Below are 19,443 nucleotides of genomic sequence, written 5' to 3' on the forward strand. Positions count from 1 at the left end.
CGCTCAGCGCTCGATCCACCGGCGCACGCGGTCGCGCAGCTTCCGGCCCGGATCGTCCGACCCGGAGGCGGGAAGCGCCTGCAACTCGGCGGGCGTGACCGCGGCGTTGCGCAGTTCCTGGCGCATGTCCTCGGTCAGCGCGCGCGCGTCGCGCTGGTCGTGGATGACATGCGGCGTGATCAGCACCAGCAGCTCGGTGCGGTTGCGCTGGTTGTTCTGCTCGCCCGCCAGCAGCCCGAGCAGCGGGACGTCCTTGAGCCAGGGAATGCCGGTGTTGCCGCTGCCGGTGGTGTCGCGGATCAGCCCGGCCAGGCCGATGGTCTGGTTGTCCTGCACCACCACGCGCGAGGTGACGCTGCGCTGCTGGAATTGCGGGCTGTCGATGCCCGAGGCCCTGGGCGTGGTCGTATCGACATCGCTGACCTCCTGGGCGATGTCGAGCGTCACCAGCCCGCCGCTGTTGACCCGTGGCGTGACCTCCAGGATGACGCCGGTGGCCTGGTAGCTGACCGAGTTGACCAAGGTCGCCGTGCTGGTCAGCGTGCTTTGCGACTGCGCCGTCAGGTAGGGTACCATGGCGCCGACCTGAAGCCGCGCCGGCTGGTTGTCCACCACCACGATCTGCGGCGAGGACAGCACTTTCACCGTGGTGACGGCCTGCAGCGCCGACAGCGCGAAGGGACCGCCACCCTTCTGCGTGCCGCCGATCACCAGGCCCGGGAAGCTGGTGCTGAGCGCCGTGTCGGCGAGGTTGCCAACCGCGGTGGTGCTGGTCGGCAGGTTCAGCACGCCGTTGATGCCGCCCGACTTGAAGAACCACTGCGTGCCGTATTTCAACTGGTCGTTCAGCGTCACCTCGGCGATGGTGGCATCGATGCGCACCTGCAGCGGCAGGATGTCGATCTTGCGCAGCATCGCCAGCACCGTCTCTTCTTCCTGCGAGGTGGCGTAGACCAGGATGGCGTTGTTCTGCGGGTTGGAGAGGATGCGCATGGCGTCCGGATTCTCCGAAGCCGTGCCCTGGTCGAGCCCGCCGAGCAGCGGATTGACGGTGCTGGCGGCCGTGGTCGCGGTCGCCGTTGCAGTGGCGCTCCGGTTGTCGGTGCCGCCGGGCGTGCCGTTGGTCCCGAGCGCCGACAGGCCGCCCGTGCCGTTGCCAGTACCGATGCCACCGGTGCTGCCGCGGCCGAGGCCGTTGGCGGTGCCACCGATGCCGCCGCTGCCGGCCGACGAGGTGCCGGATGCGCTGCCCATGCGTCGTTGCCCGACGCCGGTCTGTGCCGTCGGCAAGGCCGTCACATTACCTGGCGTGAACGCCATCTGCAGCGTGTAGGCGACATCGTCGGCGTGGCTGTTCTGCAGGTAGTGGATGTGCCAGCTCCGCAGCGTGCGGCGGCGCTCCTGTTCCAGCAGGGTGTAGACCCGCCGCACCGTATCGAGGTAACGCGGTTGCGGCGCGATCACCAGCACCGCGTCGAAGCGCGGCAGCGGCACTGTGCGCACCGGCGCCGTCGCCGCCCGGCTGCGCAGGGATTCCCGCAGCGCATCGGCGAAGTCGCGCGCATTGCCGGACGAGACCGGCAGCACCGCGTAGGACTGGCCGGCGAGTTCGTCGACATCGAAGCTGCGCACCAGATCGACCAGCGGTTCGGCCTGCCCCGCCGGGGCGGCGATGACCACGGCGTTGCGCGACGGCTCGGCACTGAGGCGGGCGGTGGTGCCGGCCAGCGGCTGCAGCACCTTCACCAGTTCCTCGGCCACGGCATAGCGCAGGGCCACGACCGTGCTGTCGCCCGCGCCCACCGTGGCCAGCGGCACGACGCGCGCCACTCCCTCGGCCTGCACCACGGCGGCGCCGACGCCGGCCAGCAGCGACTGCAGCGTCGGCAGCAATTGCGCGCGCGTCAGCGGCCGGGCGGTGTGCAGCGTGACGGTGCCGCGCACCGCCGGGTCGATCGTGTAGGTCAGGTTCAGCATGCCGCCGAGGACCTGCGCCACGGCGTCGCGCACGTCGGCATCAGCGAAGTCGAGCGCGTATTCGTCGCTGCCGGCGATGCCGGCTGCGGCGGCGGCGACCGGTTCCCCACGGCCGTAGCTGATCATGGGCGAGGGCGCTGCCGGCGGCGTGCCGACATTTCCTGCGACCCGTGGCGTCGCTGCGGTATTCCCGGCCGGATCGGGCAAGGGCTGCAACGGTGTTTGCCCGGGCGCGGTGCATCCCGCGAGCAGGACGAACACGACGAGAAGCGACGAGGCACGGCGATAAGCCATTACGGCGAGGTCCGTCTGGTGTGGCGGGGGCGGAGCACGAGGAGCTGTCCGGCGTCGGAGAGGATGACCTGCCCCGGCGTGATCACCCGGACCACGAAGCGGCCGATGGTGCCGCCCTGCGGCACGGTCAGCGTGCCGTGTTCGCCGGCGAAGATCGCGCGGGCGCCGTCAGGCGTGACGATGACACCGGCCAGCCGGGGAAGGGCTTCGCCGGCGGCCGTGGACCGGTCGGCGGATGCGGCGGCGGCAGGTTGCCGGCCGGGCGTGAACAACGGGCGCGCGGCGATGGCTTGCGCCAGCGGGGCCAGGGTTGCCGCGGCATCGGCGCGGGCCGGCTCGCGCGGCTGAATGGCCGGCAGGGCGGGCGGCGCGGCATCCTCCCCCTGGGGCGGGGCCGAGACCAGTTCGAGCGCCAGCAGCGCGGCCAGGAGTGCGGCGAGGCCGGGCAGCAGGGCAGGGCGGATCATGGCGTGGCCACCGGCTGATCCGCCGGCCTGCCGGCGCGATAGCCGGTGACGCTGAAGGTGACATCGATCGGCCACTCGGCGTCGCGGGTGCTCAGCGGCGGCCCGCGCATCTGCAGATTGTCCACCCGCAGCGGCGTATCGGCGAGCGCGATGGCCTGCAGCAATTGCGCCAGGCCGGGCATGGTGGCGGTGATCGTCACCCGCAGCGTGATGGCGCGATGCGGGCCCGCCGTCTCCGGGGGCATCACCTCGGCGCTGACGATGCGCAGACCGGTCTGGCCCGCCATGTCGTCCAGGCGCTGCTGCAGGGTCGCGGCGGCTACGGCGTCGGTGGTGCCGTCCAGCAGGCTCTCCCGGCGGGCCACGGCGTCCGCGCGCGCGGCCTCGGCGGCAGCCTGCAGCGCCGGCAGGCCCTGGACCAGCGCCGCCATGCGGCGGGCAATGGCCTGCTGGCGACGCAACGTCTCCTGCCGGTCGCCGTACCAGTCGCACAATGGTGCCACCGCGCCGGCCCACAGCAACACCAATGTCAGCAGCGCGAGCGCGAGCGAGAGCACGCGGCCGCGTGGGCCGGTGGGAAGAACCAGGGGCGTGGTCACGGCGCGAATTCGGCTTCGATCGCGAAGGCGTCCTTGCCGGCATCGCCGCGGACCAGCGGTGCGGCGAAGGCGGCATTGCGGATGCGGGGCTCGTCGGCGAGCGCACCGATCAGCCGGGCGGCGGCGGCGGACTGTCCTTCCAGTCGCAACCGGCCATGTTGCAGCGACAGCGCGGTGAGGAAGGTGTCGTCGGGCAGCAGGTCGGTCAGCGTCGCCAAAGCCTGCAAGGTGGCGCCGGCCTGCGCGCGCGCCGCAGCCGCGGCCCCCGGCGCGTCGGCCCCGGAGAGGCGCCGGCGCAGCGCATCCACTGTCTCCATGCGCGGCCGTAACGCCGTGATCTGCGCCTCGGCCTGGTTGAGCGCGAGCGATTGCCGCAGCAGCGGCGTCAGCAGCACGGCGAGCGCCAGGGCCGCGCATGCCGCCGCGCCCAGCCGTTGCCAGGTCCGCGCGGTGGGGTCCTCGTCGGCCTCGGTCATCGGGATGCGGCGCATCCGCCCATCCGGTTGCCGGGCCTCCAGCGCGACCGGCGCCAGCCCCGCCGCTCGCAATGCCGCCAGCAGCGGGGCCTGGGACTGGATCGGCACCAAAGCCAGTTCGACGTCCAGCAGCCCACGGCCAGTGTCACGCCGCAGCATCCGGCAGTCCCATGCTACGTCTTCCAATCGGAAGGGCGTCAGCCGGTCCATCTCGAAGCGGAGCACGGTGCGCAGGCCGCGCTCGGCCGCGAGCGGCAGCGTCACTCCGCGCGACAGCACCGTCTGCCCTGCCGGCGCGAGCACCAGGGGGCCGGGCCGCCGGCGTGCCTGCAGGCAGCGCCGCGCCTCCGCCAACCCCTTCGGGTGCGTGCCAAAGCGACCCAGGGGCATGAGGCGGCCGCGCCGGCGCTGCACCAGTTCGATCTCGCCGCTTCCGTCCGCCGCGTCGGGATGGCATTGCACCAGCAGCGCATCCGCCAGGGTGGGGCAGGCAGTTGCGCCGGCCGTCGTCCGCAGTCCGTGACGTGCGAGATCGGTGAGCTGTCCCGCCCACCAGGAAATGAACTCAGCCAGCATGTCGCGCGTCGAGGGGACCCATGAAGGCTGCTGCTATAATCACGTCGTCTCGATCGGGAAAAAGAAGGAACCGTGACGTTCTCTGATCGATTCGAGGTGCCGCCACGATGTCCGGCCAGCGGCGTGCGTCGCCGCGCGGAAACACGATGCGCAAGCGTACCAGGGAGGGCGCCTCGGCCCTTGCCCATGACCGCAGCCAGGTGCCGCCGCCGCCCGGCTGTTCCTGCCAATAGGCGAACTCCACCCGTTCGATCCCTTCCAGCAGGACTGCTTCCCGTGCGGGGGGCGGCTGGCCGAGCCATGTGGCGTGCGGCGCCGGCACCCAGCGCAGCACCAGCCGGTGTGCGGCATCGACCTGCAGCCGTGCCACCACCGGCCCGGGCAAGCCATCCGGATGCGGCGGCAAGGAGGTGACCAGGACGCAGCCCTGTGGGCCGCCTTCCAGGGACGCATGGCCGGGCACCTCGCCAACCGGGCGGATGCGTTGGACCAGCAGCCGCAGACTCCGATCGACGGCTTCGATGTCGTTGCGCCAGCCGATGTCGCGGGCCTGCATTTCCCAGCTGCGCAGGCCGAACTGCATGCCCTGCGACAGGCCGGCCAGCACCAGCCCGAGCACCACCAGCGCTGCCAGCACTTCCATCAGCGTGAAGCCGCGCATCAGCCAGGTTCCATCGGCAATGCCGCGAGGCAGCGCGTGGCCAGGGACACTTCGTGCGGGCGCAAGGCGCCCGGCCAGGACAGGGTGACGCCGACACTGAACAGCGTCAGGCGCAGCCGTTGCCCTTCGGCGCCGCCCGGCGCGATGGCGACGCTCTCGGTCACCTGCACCCGGGTGCGCCAGCGGAAGCCGCCGCCGTCGTCGCCCTCCTGCAGTCCGGGCGCAAGCCGTGCCCCGTGGCACATCGCCTCCAGCCGTGCGGTCGCCCGTGCCACTGCCTCGTCGCGGCGCAGGGCGGCGCGGGTGCCCGCCAGTCCCTCGATGCCGCCACGATAAAGCAGCGCCAGGGCAAGGGCGGCGATAACAAAGGCCATTAGTACTTCCAGCAGGGTAAACCCGTTCGGGACTTTGCCGTGAGCTTTACGCCGCGCAGCGCTATTGGGGTGCAGGGGCCGTGTGGCCCCTGCCGGGTCCAGGGCAGAGCCCTGGCCTTCCTTTTCAATGACCATCGCCGACGACGCCCACGCGCCCGGTCAGCCACTCCACCGTCACCAGCATGGCGCGTGCCTTCCCGACGACGCGCACGGCGCCGACCGAGGCGCTGCCATCGGCGGCAAAGCGGATCGCCGGGGGACCGATGATGGTGACCGCCAGGTCGCCCGGCACCGTGCGTGGCGAGCCGTCGACCAGCAATGCGGTTCCCGTCGCCTGCACCGTCACCGGCCGGGACGTGGCCAGTGCCTGCGCCCGTGCCAGCCGCAGCGTCCTCGCGACCATGTCGGTGGCGTGTGCCAGTTCCAGCCGGGCCGGCCGGCGCGGCACGAAGCCTGCCAGGATCGCCAGCACCAGCCCGAGCACGATCACCACGACGATCGTTTCCAGCAGCGTGAAGCCGCCCGGGGCCACGCGTGGCACGTTATTGCGCCAGGTCGTTGAGGCTGAGCATGGCGAGCAGCAGCGACGACACGATGCCGGCGATCACCGCGCCCATGACGATGGTGATCGCCGGGGTCAGCAGCGAGACCAGGCGCTGGGTCGCGAGCCGTACCTGCTCTTCATGGATCTCGGCGGCGCGCAGGGCCATGGTGCCGAGTTGCGCGGTTTCCTCGCCCAGGCGCAGCAGATGGATGGTGCGCGGCGGAAACAGCCCGGCCTGTTCGAGAGGGCCGGCCAGCCCCGCGCCGCCGCGGGCCGCCAGCGTGGCGCGGTCGAGCCCGGCCGTGCCGGCTTCGTTGCCCAGCACCTCGCGGGCGATGGCCAGGGCCGGGACCAGTGCGACGCCATTCTGCAACAGCGTGCCCAGGGTGCGGCACAGCCGCGCCGCCATCACCTCGCGTCCCAGTGTCCCGAGCACCGGCAGGTGCAGGCGCAGCCGGTCGAAGGCAAGCCGGGGGGCGGGGCGGCGGAGCAACTGGCAGGCGATCACCAGCAGCAGGGCCAGTCCGAGCAGCGTCGCTGGTCCGTACGCCGCGACCGCATCGCCGGCTGCGATCAGGAAGCGGGTGGAATCGGGCAACTGCGCGCCGTTCTGCTCGAACAGCGGCACGAATTGCGGCAGCACCTGGGTCAGCAACAGGGCGATCGCGCCGATGGCGGCGACCAGCAGCAGTGCCGGATAGATCAGGGCGGATTGCACCGTGGCAGCCAGGCTGCGCTCGCGTTCCATCAACGTTGCCAGCCGCTCCAGCGTGGGCGCCAGCGTGCCACCGGCCTCGCCGGCGCGCACCAGCCCGATCGTCAGGCGCGGGAAGCTGCGGGGCTGCAGGGCCATCGCCGCCGCCAGGGCCGCACCGCCACGCACCGCATCGCGCAAGGCCGTGGTGATGCGACGGGTGCGCGCGGCCGCGGCGGTATCGACCAGGAAGCTCAGCGCGCGGTCGAGGTCCTGGCCCGCGCCCAGCATGGTCGCGAGTTCCCGCAGGAAGGCCGTCTGCTCCTTGCGGGTCAGCACTTCGGCGCCGCCGGATTCCAGCGTCCAGGTCCGGCGTGCCCGGACGGTGGCAAGCTGCACCGGCACCGCGCCCTGGCGGCGCAGCAGCCGTGCTACCTCGGCCTCGTCGGCGGCGTCCAGCGTTCCGGTGATGCTGCGGCCGGCACGGTCGATCGCGGTGTAGCGCCAGGTCCCCATCACGCCTCGGCGCGGATGCTGCGAACCACTTCCTCGATCGTGGTGGTGCCGGCCAGCGCCGCCGCCAGCCCGGCCTGGAACATGGTGGTCATGCCGGCGGCCACCGCAGCGCGCTCGATCGCGACGTGGTCGGCACGGGTGAACACCAGGTGCGCGATCTCCTCGTTGGGCTCGAGGAATTCGGCGATGGCGAGACGACCGCGATAGCCGGTGCCGCGGCACCGGGGGCAGCCGACGGCATGCCACAGCACCGGCCGGTCCGTTGTGGCCGCAAGGTTGAAGCGCTGCACCAGCTCGGGCGGTACCTCGGCTGGCCGGCGGCAATCGGGGCAGAGGCGGCGCAGCAGACGCTGTGCCAGCACGCCGCGCAGCACCGCGGTGATCAGGTAATCCTCCAGCCCCATGTCGCGCAGGCGGGTGATGCTGGACGCGGCGGAGTTGGTGTGCAGGGTGGAGAGCACCAGATGGCCGGTCAGCGCCGCCTGCACCGCGATCTCGGCGGTTTCCAGGTCGCGGATCTCGCCCACCATGATCACGTCCGGGTCCTGGCGCAGGATCGAGCGCAGCAGGCTGGCGAAGGTCAGGCCGATCTGGGGTTTGACCTGGATCTGGTTGATGCCGCGCAACTGGTATTCGATCGGGTCCTCGATGGTCACCACCTTGCGCACCACCGAGTTCAGCGACAGCAGGCCGGTATAGAGCGTGGTGGTCTTGCCACTGCCGGTGGGGCCGGTGACCAGCACGATGCCGTTGGGCAGGTGCAGCGCCTGCGACAGTCGCGCCACCACGGCCTCGTCGAGGCCGAGTCCGGCATAGTCGAACGTGACCGCGCTGCGGTCGAGCACGCGCAGCACCACGGTTTCGCCATGCATCGTGGCAACCGTGGAGATGCGGAAGTCCACGTCCTGCCCGCGCACCGCGAGGCGGATGCGGCCGTCCTGCGGCAGGCGGCGCTCGGCGATGTCGAGCCGTGCCATGATCTTGATGCGCGAGATGATGGCCGCGGCCAGGCGCGGCGGATGGGTTTCAGCCTCGTGCAACACGCCGTCGTAGCGGTAGCGAATGCGGAGGGCGTCCTCGAAGGGTTCGATGTGGATGTCGGAGGCCTGGGTCTCCACCGCGCGGGCGATGATCTGGTTGACCAGCCGGATCACCGGCGCCTCGCTGGCCAGGTCCTTCAGGCGCTCGGCGTCGTCTTCCAACGGGGTGGATTCGGCCTCGGCCGGCGCTGTGTCGGTCTCGACGGGACAGAGGCGGTCCAGGGCCGCTTCCAGCTCGATCGGTACGGCGACGGCGATTCGGACCGGCAGCCCGGCGGCGGCGGCGATCGCATCGGCGGTGAAGGTGTCGAGCGGATCGGCCAGCGCCACCACCAGTCGCCCGTGCTCGACCGCAAGCGGCAGGGCGCGGGCGCTGCGCAGGAAGCGCGGCGCGATTGCCACGGCTTCCTGCGGCAGCGCCGCGGGATAATCGGAGGACAGGACCACACCGGTCTGCAGCAATTCGGCGAAGGCGGCGGCCATGTCGCGCTCGCCGACCAGGCCGAGCTGCTGCAGCACGACATCGAGCCGCTGCCCGGTCTCGGCGGCGACACGGCGGCCGCGCTCGACCGCCCGGGCGTCGCAGCAGCCGCGCCGCAGCAGCAGCGCGGCGAGATCGGCCGAGGCGGTCGAGGCCTGGACAGCGGCTGCCACTTAGTGCGCGGCCAGGGCGTAGCCGCCCAGCATCAGGCCGACCGCAGCAATCCAACTGCCGCAGGCGCGCACGGCAACGGCTGGCCAGGTCGCGGCGACGCCGCGCAGCAGGGATGTGGCGGCGGCGGCGATCAGCGTGACCACGGCGTAGCCGGTCAGCACCAGCCCCGACACGAACAGCACCGCATCGGTGTCAGGGCCGATGCCGGAGGCGTTCGACGCCCCGCGCAACAGGCCCACGATCGCCGTGAGCCCCAGCAGCACCGGCAGGTTCAACGGCTTCGCCACCGCCAGCAGGCATCCCAGAACCAGCATCGTGGCGGCATCAATCGCCTCGGGCATGGCCGGCAGGTGCAACAGCCGTGCACCGATGATGCCGGCCAGCAGCGCCAGCGGGAAGACCGGCACCATCCAGCGCGCCCGCCGGACATCCTGCTGCCCCGCCACCAGCCCCAGGGCCAGCCACTGCACCACGTCTTCCACGCCGGTCAGCGGATGCAGGCCGCCAGTGTAGAAGTCCCCCAGGCGTGTGGCGACGATATGGGCCTGTGCCGGGGTGGCGGCGATCGTCAGTCCTGCGATCGCGGCTGCGCCCAGAAGCAGCGGATGTTTCACCCTTCACCCACCAGGCTGCTGTAGAGGAAGAAGCAGCCGACCACGGCGATCGCCATGCCCACGCCGCGGATGAGGCGCGCACCGAAGGGCCAGCGCAGGGCCACGCCGATCAGGATGCCGCACAGGTGCAGACAGCCCGTTGCGACCACGAAGCCGAGTCCATACGCGAACGGATTGGCGGCATGCGGCAGCTCCATCCCGTGCGCATGGCCGTGGAAGATCGCGAAGGCACCGACAACCAGGCCGGCAAGCCACAACGGCGTACGCAGGCTGAGCGCCACGGCGCCGCCCAGCGCGATGCCTGACGCGGCGACCACCACTTCGGTCAGCGGCAGCGGCACGCCGAGCACACCCAGCACACCGCCCACGGCCATGACCAGCGGGAAAGTGATGGGCAGCACCCAGATCGCCGGATTGCCAAGCTGCGCGCCCCAGATGCCGACGGCAACCATGGCCACCAGATGGTCAAGCCCCGTCAGGGGGTGCAGCAGGCCGCTCGACAGTCCACCGGCGACACCAATCTGTTCGTGGGCGGCAGCCGGAAACGCCAGCAGCGTCATCGCCACGACGGCAGGCCAGAGGGAGGCGGAACGGATCGAGGTCATTGGAAAGAATCTCCTTCAGGCCTAGGACGTCACCAGGATGGCCATGCGGCCGATGAACCAGAACATCGCCACGACACCGATCGCATAGCCGGGCAGCGCGTCGGCCCGCCTCGGCAAGATAGCGGTGAGGGTGCGATGCGCCCAGAACAGCCCCAGCACCAGCAGGACGAAGGCAAGCTGGCCAATTTCCACGCCGATGTTAAAGCCCAGCAGCGCAGCCGGCATCAGGTTGCGCTGGATCCCCAGCGTGATCAGCGCCCCGGCGAAGCCGATGCCATGGACGATGCCGAAGCCAAGTGAAACCGCCCAGGGGCAGCGCACGGTCAGCCCCGGCTCGCCCCGGTACAGCCGGACGATCTCCACGCCGACGAAGGCGATGCTGAGTGCGATCACCGCGTTCAGCGGCTTCTCCGGCACGCCGATCAGGCCGAAGGTCGCGGCGGCGAGCGAGATACTGTGGCCAACGGTAAAGGCGGTGATCGTCTTCGCCAGGCGCCAGCCGCCCGGGACGAGCCACATCAGGCCGAGCACGAACAGCAGATGGTCGATCCCGAGCAGGATGTGGTCGATGCCGAGGCTGATATAGGTGCTCGCGAGGTTGATCCAGACATGCAGTCCCGGCGCCTCGTTGCCCAGCACCGTCACCGAGGGATTGCCGGCGGTCAGGGTGTAGCTCTGCTCCGGACCTGCACGGGGAACGATGCGGAACATCACCGCGGACATGTTGAAGCCGAGATTGTCGAGCGTGACCGGACCGACCAGGCCAGGTGCCGTGCATTCGAGAATCGGATCATTGAAGTGGCATTGCGGCGGGAAGGTGGGGCGCATCCGCGTCGCCATGTCGTTCGGGGTCTGGACCCAACTGCCCATGTACGTGTTCGGCTGCAGTTCCCGCAGCTCATAGACCCCCATCGAGGCTTCGTGCGCCGTGGCCGGCAGGGCAAGCAACGCCAGAATGACGGCAAGCAGCAGCCGCAGGTCACGCAACGAGCGGAAGCAGCTCATGCCGCCGGCTCGTAGCGGATCGTGTACTTGGAGCGCAGTCGTGCCAGAGCTTCCAGTGCCTGCCGGCGTGTTTCGTCGGTCTTCCACTGCTCGATCGCCTGGCTCAGCACGCTTTCGATTGGCACGATCACGGCCGGTACCACCTCGTCCAGCCGGGCGACATGCCAGCCTTCCTTTGACTGGATGGCGTGCCACTGTCCGTGCGGCAGGGCGAGCAGGCGGTCCAGGAAAGGCTGGCCAAGACTGACGGCGATGCTTTGGCTGGGACGGCCGATGAAGGCGCGGGCGGATTGCTGAAGCTCCTCTGGTTCCTTGCCGGCTTCCATCTCCGTAAGGAAGCGATTGGCCTCTGCCTCGGACGCCGCCGGGGCGAGGTAGAAACTCACTTTCTCCGGCGTGTCGTAACGCCAGCGGTTCTGCGCATACCATTCGCGGATCTGCGACTCCGTCGGGCTGGACACCCGGACGTCGCCGAAGATCATGATCTGCAGCTTGTGGGCCACGCGGGTACGAATCATTTCGTCGCCCCGATCCAGTCCCATGGTCTTGCCTTCGCGATAAAGCACCTCGGAGGCAACCCACAGGTCAACCATCTGCTGCACCTGTTCAGGTGTCGGATGGCGCTCGCGGTCCTCGTCCCACTGCTCGCGGATCTGACGCTGCAGGTCGGCCGTCACCGTAATCACCCGGTCGCTCTCAGAGGGGGGATGCAACCAGGCATTCACACCGAAGATCAGGCCGGCGATCAGGGTGAAATGCACCAGCGGCTCGCGGCGAAGCTGGTGCCAGGCAGTGGCGGCGGTTCTGCGAAGCCCTCCGGCGTGTGCTGCCGGGCCGGGTGGCTGCGGCGGATCGGAGCGGGAAGCAGAGTCGTTCAACATAAGGGCCGAATACCGCGATGAGGTTGCAAAGGATGGCCGGGTCCAGGCATCCACGCCCGGGGCAAACCCTGTGCGCCACCGGTCAATGGCGCGAGAAGCCGTCCGTTGTCATCCGGTATGGCTATCCGTCACTGAAAGTTCACGGTTTCGAATATGTCACAAGAGCGATCGGAACCATTCGTCGTGGTAGCAGACCTTGTCAACGCCTTTATCGCGAAGAGGGATCAATGCCGCTTCCTACGAGACTTGCCGTTCTTCTTGGCGGCGCCGCATCCATAGCTGCAGGCTTCAGCGGCCCTGCGGCGGCGCAGGACTGGGTGTCCACCAAGACCCCGACGCAGGTGCCTTATGTGGCCGGCGACTTCCACAACCACACCACTTGCATGGACGGCTCGGTCTCGGTGCAGTGGCTGCTCGACAAGTCGGTTGGCACCTGGGGGCTCGACTGGTTCGTCCATGCCAACCATGGCGGTCTGGCGGTGCGTGACTGCCGGTTCAACGACCCGGATATCGGCGACCTGCCGGGCAGCGGTGGTCCGGCCGGCAGCCCGCGTGCCAGCGGCGATGGCAAGACGCACTATCTTGACCAGAGCATCGGCCAGTCGATCCGCGGCATCACGATCAACAAGATCAAGGGTGATGCGGCGACCAGCAGCGGCCACCAGGGCATGTGGCGCTGGCAGCAGATCCAGGAGATCGACTACCCGATCATCATCGAGCGCAGCAAATACTACAGGAAAGTGATCATCAACGGCCTGGAGCAGAATGTTCCGGGCCACGAGCATGCCGATACGGCGGTCCTGGCCGGCCAGTTCCCGGCCAGCGGAACCGGCAATGCCAACGCCATGGCGCAGTACGAATTCCTGTTTGATCGCTCGGACAGCGACACCCAGGGCGACACCGTCAATGGCGTGCAGGCCTGGCCGGGCAAGATCACCACGAACAGCGGCACGGCCGGTCACGGCAAGACGGTGGCAGGCGTTGCCTGGATGCAGGCGAACTATCCGCTGGGAGCGTACATGAGCCCGACGCATGTCGAGCGTCAGGGAATGTTCAATCCGAACGGATCCAACGGCTACAACATCGAGCACTTCCGTGACTTGAACAACGCCGGCCCGACGGTCGCCTTCGGCTTCGACGGCCCGGGGCACCAGGCTGAAAGCAGCCGCGGCTCCTATGGCTCCGGCGCCGTCGGCAACGGCACGTTCGGTGGTCGCGGCATCTACGTCGCCCAGATCGGCAACGTGTGGGATGCGATGCTGGCGGAGGGCCGCAACTGGTTCTACTTCGGCAGCTCGGATTACCATAGCCGCGGCATCTTCGGGCCGACGGATCGCTACAGCACCGCGGATTTCTATCCGGGCGAGTATGAACGCAACTACATCCCCAACACCAGCAGCTTCCGCGCGCAGTCGGTGGTCGATGGCCTGCGTTCTGGCAATTCGTTCAACGTCTTCGGTGACCTGATCGGGCCGGATTTCACCTACCGTGCCTGCGTCGGCAGCGTCTGCAAGACCATGGGCGAGACGCTGGTGGTGAACCCCGGCGACACCGTCAAGGTCGAGATGCGCGTGCTGGTGCCGGGCAAGAACAACAGCCCGTACACCTTCAACAACCCGATCCTGGCCCAGGTCGGTATCCAGCAGCCGCTGAATGCGCCGGTACTTGACCATGTCGACTTCATCAAGGGCAACATCACCGGGCTGGTGGCGCCGACCGATCCGGCGTACACGCTGCCGGTGAACGCGGCCCCCGGCACCACGTCGTGGAATCCGCAGAAGGCGCCGACCCCGATCAGCACCGCGGCGGCACTCTACAAGACCTTTGACAAGACCAACTGGCAGTCGGTCGGCACGCGTCGGGTGATCACCTTCACCATCCCGAACGTGCAGCAGGCCTTCTTCCTGCGTGCCCGCGGCACCAACCTGCCGCAGGGCGTGCCGAACGCGACCGACAGCCAGGGTAACCCCATGGCCGACAATCGCAGCGGCACCAATGCCGAGAAGGCGACGCAGGAGATCATCTGCGCCGATGCCGCCTGCCCGGCGCACCTGCCGACCTCGGCCTCCGGCTCCGGTCAGAAGGTTGTGGACAACGACGTTCGTGGCTGGTCGTCGCTGTGGTTCTATGCCAACCCGATCTTCGTCCGCCTGGCTACGCAGCCCAAGCTGCCGGTCGAGGTGGCCGCGGATCTGGCGAAGAGCCTGGCAACCGCTTCGAAGTAACCCGGCTCCGCAATCACCTGCGGTGGCCGGCAGGGTGCGAGCCCTGCCGGTCATCGCCTTGTGGGGGCCGCCTTCCCACTCATGACGAGACGACCCATTTTCATGCCAGACGCACTCCGCAGCGCCGCGGCGATCGCCGCAACGGCTCTTATGCTGGGCATCACGGTCCGGCTGTCCCATGCCGATTGCCTCGTGGACGTCGACCACGCACAGGTCACGGCGACAGCCATGACCAACGAACTGTCCCGACGCTTCGCTCTCTATCATCTCCAGCAGGCCCGGATCGAGGCTATGGAGGGGGAAGAGGAATGCCGCGAGCATCTCGAGGAAGCGGAGCGCATCATCGAGACCCAGCCTTTCACACTGGCGCCCGGTGAACGGCTCGGGCTGCCGGAGTCCGAGGCCCCGCCACCGGTGCTGCCCGCACAGGAGGCGATGAGCGACAGGCAGACGTCAAAATGATCCCCGATCTCCGGGCAATCCCGCCGCAGTTCCGTCGATGACGCAGCGAATGCCGATGCTTCTGCGCGCCCTGGCCTTTGCGTCCGGCATTGCCGGTCTTGGCTACGAACTGGTCTGGACACGCATGTTTGCCACCGTGCTCGGCCAGGAGATGCTGGCGGTGCTCGGGGTTGTGGCTGCGTTCTTCGGCGGGCTGGCGGCAGGGGGCGTCCTGCTCGACGGGGCGATCCGGCGATCCCGTCGTCCATTGTTCATCTATGCGGCATTGGAAGCGGTGATCGGCCTCTGGGCGGTTGCCAGCGTCTGGCTGGTCCCCGCGATCGGCCGCGAGCTTCCCGCGCTGCTCGGGCCTGCCCCTGCGGCTGCGATCCTCTGGGGCGTGGCGTTCCTGGTGCCGCTGCTGGTGCTGCTGCCGGCTACCATGGCGATGGGGGGCACGCTGACTGCGCTCGAGGTCGCGGCGTCCCGCCACGCCCGGGACACGCGGGCGGTGGCCGGGCTCTACGGCAGCAACACCGCGGGGGCGGTGCTGGGGGCGGTCGGCAGCATCTTCGCCGTGGCGCCGTTGCTCGGCTATTCCGGCACGCTGCTGGCCATGGCCGGGGTGAACGCGCTTTGCCTGGTGGCGGCCCTGGGCGCGGGAAGGTACCTTGGCCCCGCGATGGTCCAGGCGTTCGGCGCCATGTGGATTCCGCGGCGGTTGCAGGCCGCCTTGCTGGCCACTGGTCTGTGCGGCGTGGCTATCGAGGCTGTCATGGTGCGGGTGGCCAGCCAGTTCCTGCAGGACACGGTCTTTACCTTCGCCTGCCTGCTCGCGGCCTATCTGCTGGGAACGGCTGCCGGTGGCAGTGCCTGGGCGGCGGCGCAGCGCCGTGGCGTGGCGGTGGCGCTGCGCGCTGTGCTGCCGGTGGCGGTGGCGGTGGGATGCCTGGGCAGCATCGCGGCGATACCGCTGCTGCCGCGCATCACCGGGGGGCTCGCCGGCAGGTCTGGCCTGCTGACCGAGATCGTGGTGGCGCTGGTGTTGTTCTTCCCGCCGACCCTGGCGATGGGCGCCTTGTTCGCCGCCCTGGCGCAGGAAGTGCGGGACTGCCGGGGCAGCATCGGCCACGCGCTGGGCCTGAACGCGATCGGCGCTGCACTGGGACCGCCGGTCGCTGCCCTGGTGCTCATTCCCGCGCTCGGGTCGGTTCCCGCGCTGGTGCTGTTGGCGCTGGCGTATCTGCTGTTGCTGCCAGGTGACACGAACCGACGTGTCTGGCCTGCCGCGTCGCTGCCGGTCATCGGCGCCCTGGGCCTGCTGCTGGCGCGCCCCGCGGCGGTGCAACTGCCGGAGGGGACGCGGCTGCTGGCCTTGCGCGAAGGCCCGACCACGACGGCGAGTGTGGTGGAGGGCGGCGACGGCACGCGGTATCTTGAAGTCAACGGGCATTTCCGCATGGGCGGAACCAGTTCGCGGATGTCGGACTGGCGACAGGCGCAAGTGCCGCTGGTGTTGCACCCGGCGCCGCGCCGGGCGCTCTTCCTCGGGGTCGGTACCGGTGCCACCCTGGCTGGTGCCGCCCGCTTTCCCGGAGTCGGGGCCGAGGGCGTGGAGCTCGCGCCGGAAGTGCGCGACCTGTTGGCCTATTTCGTCGATCGCACAGATCCTGGCGAGCGGACCGGGGCGCCGATCACGCTTGCGGATGCGCGTCGCTTCGTGCGCGCAAGCCCGCAACGGTGGGATGTGATCGTCGCGGACCTGTTCCATCCCGCCCTGGACGGATCGGGGGCGCTCTATACCCGCGAACACTTTGCGGCGGTACGGGCACGCCTGGCCGAAGGCGGGGTGTTCTGGCAATGGCTGCCGCTCCATCAACTCGACCTGCCGTCACTGCGAACGATCATCCGCACCTTTCTCGCGGTGTACCCGCAAGGCGGGGCCTGGCTCGCGCATTACGGCCTGCCGACACCCTTGCTGGCCTTGGTGGGCGGGGCAGGGGCGCAGCGGGTGGATCCGGTCCGGCTGGCCGACCGGCTGGGGGATCCCGCGATCGCCCAGGCATTGCGGCCGGCGGGCCTGGAGCGTGCGTTCGACGTGCTGGGCCTGTACGTGGGCGATGCCGATGCCCTTGCAGGTTTCGCGGACAGCGGTCCCCTCAACACCGATGACCATCCGGTGGTGACGTTCGATGCCCTGCGCAATGTGCGGGTGCTGGCGGCGCCTTCGGCCGAGCGGCTGTTGAGCGTGCTGCAGGAGGTGCGACCCTCGCTGCGGTCCGTGCTGACCGATCCCGTGACCGCGGACCCGGCCGAGGCGGCGCGGCGGCAGCGGCTTGTCGCCTATTGGCGCGCGCGCGACCGATTCCTGGTGCTGGGGGGCGGGCTTGGCCCGGGCTTGCAGGGGCGGGCGTTGCTGGAGGCGGCGGCACCCGGATTGCTCGATATCGTCCGGATCAGCCCCGATTTCGATCCGGCGTACCGGCCGCTCCTGGCCATGAGCCGCGAATTGCTGGACCATGACCGTGGTGCGGGAACGCGGCTGTTGGTGGAACTGGCGACGGCGGGGCCGGGGCGGCCGGAAGCACGTCTGCTGCTGGAGGATCTGTCGCGGTAGGGGCGAGGAGGGGGCGGCTGTCAGTCGGGCGGGGTCGCCTCGGGGTTCAGCACCAGGCCAAACGTGGTTCTTGCCGGATCGGCCCCGGGCGGCAGCAGTGAAGACGGGGGGGGCGGCGTCGCGCCGTGATTCGGCCGCAGGATCCATCTGTCCCTTGCAGTGACGAGTGTCACCGCCTGCGCTGTGATCTGCTCGATGGTGTAGCCGGCAAGTCGCTCGCCGGGACCCAGGACGACCGACTCGCCATCGACGTCGAAGATGGCCCGACGTTCTCCGGGCCAGATCAGAATGCCTGCAAGCCGGGGCGGTGGTGTCACGCCCGCTGCTGCCGCCGGGGCGGTCTGGGCCTTCGCGCAACCGGTCGAGGAGATGGCAGCGATGACGGTTGCCGTCACCATGACGAAGCCGATCCGGGCTTTGCGATTTTGCCACCATGAGAGAGTCCGCCTGGAGACGATCCGCGATTCTCCAGGCCTTGTCTGAGGGCATCCGGCCGGCCGATCGGCATCCTTCGCGCACTTGGACATCGGTTCAGCCTTTGATCATTGATCGCAGCAGGTCAGGATGATGCAGGCTACCCTTGTTCAAGGGGGTACCGCCAGCGATGCGGATGCGTGGCACCCTTGAGGAGGGTAAAGGCGTACTTACAAGATAGTGCAAATCAAAAATGAAATGGCAGTGGCACAAAAGTTTAACATAAACCAACGACTCGGACGTTTGACCATCAATATGGCCTGAGCTATCCGGACCAACCGCCGTCAGCACGAACGACTGGCAAAAATTCATGCATGGGAAGCATGTCGGAAGACGTTGCTACATCCGCGGAGATGCCTGTCTCTGTCTGCGATTCATCGCGACCGGCGGCACTGCCGGCAGAAGCTGCCACAGCTCGACCCCCAGCCTATCCGTCACCGGCGATGCAGCCCACCCAGGTCGGCCCCTGCGGCATTCGCTTCGATTTCAATTTTGGTGCGCGTATTGCTCTGCCACCTGGTCAGTGGCGTGTGCGTCTGTCTGACGGCGAAACCGGCAACATCCTGTTTGAGGCGGATTCGAAGGAGGCGCTTGTCAATAGCACCAAGCGCCACTTCGTCCGGTTTCGTGTTGAGATCTGGAAGGACCGGGAACCGGTCCTTGAGCACGACTATGACGCGGCGGAGCGTGACGTTCTGGTCCAGCTACCGGTCGGCACACTGGGTGATACGATTGGCTGGTTGCCTTACGCGGTCAGGTTCCAGCACCTGCACGGCTGCCGCCTGACCATCGCCATGGCCGGAGCGCTGATCCCGTTGTTTCGGGATGCCTATCCAGGAATCGCCTTTGTGACGCACGCGGAGGTGCGGGCCGAGCGTTTCTACGCAACCTATTCGATTGGCCTGTTTTTCGATGATGTCGACCATGTCTGGCAGCCCGCCGATTTTCGGCTGGTGGGGTTGCATCGCACCGCGGCGGGTATCCTCGGCGTGGATCCACAGGAGGAGCCGCCGCAAATCGGCCTGCCCGATGAGGGACCACCGATCGATGGGCCTTATGTCTGCATCGCCACGCAGAGCACGACGCAATGCAAGTACTGGAATAATCCGGGTGGATGGCGGGACGTCATCGCCTTCCTGAAAGCGCATGGCTATCGCGTGATCTGCATCGACCGGCAGCCGGTGCACGGGCATGGCCTGATCTGGAATCATATCCCGCACGGGGCTGAGGACCAGACCGGTGACCGGCCCCTGGCCGAGCGGGTTCGATGGCTGCGCCACGCCGCATTCTTCATTGGCCTGTCGAGCGGCCTGTCCTGGCTGGCCTGGGCGGTCGGCACCAAGGTGGTGATGATCAGCGGCTTCACCCATCCGCACAACGAGTTCACGACGCCCTATCGCGTGATCAACTACCACGGCTGCAACAGTTGCTGGAACGATCCGCGTCATCGCTTCGATCATTCCGATTTCCTCTGGTGTCCCCGTCATGCCGGCACGAGCCGCCAGTTCGAATGCACCCGGCTCATCACGGCGACCCAGGTGAAGAACGCCATTCGCCGGATTCCCGGTTTGGGCCGCATCTGCGACGCCTGATGACGCAGTGCCATCGGCGGCAAGCCGCTCAGCGGATCACTTTGGTATCCACGCGACTGTTCCTTTCTAAAATCGATTCTGAAATCGTCAATTTTTCATAAACGACTCATTCATTC

The 19,443-nt window shown here is 68.7% G+C and carries 18 protein-coding genes; 4 read left to right on the forward strand and 14 right to left on the reverse strand.

Annotated elements, in window-relative coordinates; translation table 11 throughout:
• Positions 1-3: 3 nt before the first annotated feature.
• Genes gspD through NBY65_RS15305 form a run of 13 tightly spaced genes read right to left on the reverse strand, consistent with a single transcriptional unit; the run spans position 4 to position 11,858 of the window.
• The gene (gspD, locus tag NBY65_RS15245) at positions 4-2,271 is read right to left on the reverse strand and encodes a type II secretion system secretin GspD (protein WP_150043714.1); all 2,268 of its coding nucleotides are present in this window, start codon (positions 2,269-2,271) and stop codon (positions 4-6) included.
• Positions 2,271-2,738 carry a hypothetical protein gene (locus tag NBY65_RS15250; RefSeq protein ID WP_150043712.1) on the reverse strand — a complete coding sequence of 156 codons (468 nt, stop codon included), beginning with the start codon at positions 2,736-2,738 and terminating at the stop codon, positions 2,271-2,273. The genes gspD and NBY65_RS15250 overlap by 1 nt, the downstream gene beginning before the upstream one ends.
• On the reverse strand, positions 2,735-3,337 hold the full coding sequence (gspM, locus tag NBY65_RS15255; protein WP_162530787.1) for a type II secretion system protein GspM: 603 nt from the start codon (positions 3,335-3,337) through the stop codon (positions 2,735-2,737). Before gspM ends, NBY65_RS15250 begins: the two co-directional genes overlap by 4 nt.
• Positions 3,334-4,389 carry a PilN domain-containing protein gene (locus NBY65_RS15260; RefSeq protein ID WP_250265678.1) on the reverse strand — a complete coding sequence of 352 codons (1,056 nt, stop codon included), beginning with the start codon at positions 4,387-4,389 and terminating at the stop codon, positions 3,334-3,336. The genes gspM and NBY65_RS15260 overlap by 4 nt, the downstream gene beginning before the upstream one ends.
• Complete coding sequence (locus NBY65_RS15265; RefSeq protein ID WP_150043708.1) at positions 4,379-5,050, reverse strand: prepilin-type N-terminal cleavage/methylation domain-containing protein; 672 nt, start codon at positions 5,048-5,050, stop codon at positions 4,379-4,381. The genes NBY65_RS15260 and NBY65_RS15265 overlap by 11 nt, the downstream gene beginning before the upstream one ends.
• Positions 5,050-5,559, reverse strand: a complete 510-nt coding sequence (locus tag NBY65_RS15270; protein WP_150043706.1) for a prepilin-type N-terminal cleavage/methylation domain-containing protein — start codon at positions 5,557-5,559, stop codon at positions 5,050-5,052. Before NBY65_RS15270 ends, NBY65_RS15265 begins: the two co-directional genes overlap by 1 nt.
• On the reverse strand, positions 5,549-5,965 hold the full coding sequence (locus tag NBY65_RS15275) for a GspH/FimT family pseudopilin (RefSeq protein ID WP_150043704.1): 417 nt from the start codon (positions 5,963-5,965) through the stop codon (positions 5,549-5,551). Before NBY65_RS15275 ends, NBY65_RS15270 begins: the two co-directional genes overlap by 11 nt.
• 1 nt (position 5,966) lies before the next feature.
• Positions 5,967-7,178 carry a type II secretion system F family protein gene (locus NBY65_RS15280; RefSeq protein ID WP_150043764.1) on the reverse strand — a complete coding sequence of 404 codons (1,212 nt, stop codon included), beginning with the start codon at positions 7,176-7,178 and terminating at the stop codon, positions 5,967-5,969.
• On the reverse strand, positions 7,178-8,872 hold the full coding sequence (locus tag NBY65_RS15285) for a GspE/PulE family protein (RefSeq protein ID WP_150043702.1): 1,695 nt from the start codon (positions 8,870-8,872) through the stop codon (positions 7,178-7,180). The genes NBY65_RS15280 and NBY65_RS15285 overlap by 1 nt, the downstream gene beginning before the upstream one ends.
• Entirely contained in the window at positions 8,873-9,487 is a 615-nt protein-coding gene (locus NBY65_RS15290; protein ID WP_150043700.1) for a HupE/UreJ family protein, read from the reverse strand. It abuts the gene before it with no gap.
• A complete protein-coding gene (locus NBY65_RS15295; protein WP_150043698.1) occupies positions 9,484-10,092 on the reverse strand; it encodes a HupE/UreJ family protein in 609 nt (202 codons plus the stop codon). The genes NBY65_RS15290 and NBY65_RS15295 overlap by 4 nt, the downstream gene beginning before the upstream one ends.
• Before the next feature lie 21 nt (positions 10,093-10,113).
• Positions 10,114-11,097: a HupE/UreJ family protein gene (locus NBY65_RS15300; protein ID WP_150043696.1), complete on the reverse strand. Its 984-nt coding sequence runs from the start codon at positions 11,095-11,097 to the stop codon at positions 10,114-10,116.
• Complete coding sequence (locus NBY65_RS15305; RefSeq protein ID WP_203330648.1) at positions 11,094-11,858, reverse strand: peptidyl-prolyl cis-trans isomerase; 765 nt, start codon at positions 11,856-11,858, stop codon at positions 11,094-11,096. Before NBY65_RS15305 ends, NBY65_RS15300 begins: the two co-directional genes overlap by 4 nt.
• Positions 11,859-12,010: 152 nt before the next feature.
• Between NBY65_RS15305 and NBY65_RS15310 the strand changes: the two genes are divergently transcribed.
• From NBY65_RS15310 to NBY65_RS15320, 3 genes are all read left to right on the forward strand, one after another.
• Positions 12,011-14,203, forward strand: coding sequence for a CehA/McbA family metallohydrolase domain-containing protein (locus tag NBY65_RS15310; protein WP_150043694.1), 2,193 nt, complete (start codon positions 12,011-12,013; stop codon positions 14,201-14,203).
• Between the two features lie 102 nt (positions 14,204-14,305).
• A complete protein-coding gene (locus NBY65_RS15315) occupies positions 14,306-14,665 on the forward strand; it encodes a hypothetical protein (protein ID WP_150043692.1) in 360 nt (119 codons plus the stop codon).
• Between the two features lie 49 nt (positions 14,666-14,714).
• On the forward strand, positions 14,715-17,261 hold the full coding sequence (locus NBY65_RS15320; RefSeq protein WP_162530783.1) for a spermine/spermidine synthase domain-containing protein: 2,547 nt from the start codon (positions 14,715-14,717) through the stop codon (positions 17,259-17,261).
• A 20-nt stretch (positions 17,262-17,281) separates the two neighbouring features.
• Here the strand turns inward: NBY65_RS15320 and NBY65_RS15325 are convergent, their stop codons facing one another.
• Positions 17,282-17,659, reverse strand: a complete 378-nt coding sequence (locus NBY65_RS15325; protein WP_150043688.1) for a hypothetical protein — start codon at positions 17,657-17,659, stop codon at positions 17,282-17,284.
• Positions 17,660-18,088: 429 nt separating this feature from the next.
• Between NBY65_RS15325 and NBY65_RS15330 the strand changes: the two genes are divergently transcribed.
• Entirely contained in the window at positions 18,089-19,327 is a 1,239-nt protein-coding gene (locus NBY65_RS15330; protein ID WP_239003030.1) for an autotransporter strand-loop-strand O-heptosyltransferase, read from the forward strand.
• Positions 19,328-19,443 lie beyond the last annotated feature (116 nt).

The sequence above is a fragment of the Rhodovastum atsumiense genome (genome assembly GCF_937425535.1).
Taxonomy (GTDB): Bacteria; Pseudomonadota; Alphaproteobacteria; order Acetobacterales; family Acetobacteraceae; genus Rhodovastum; species Rhodovastum atsumiense.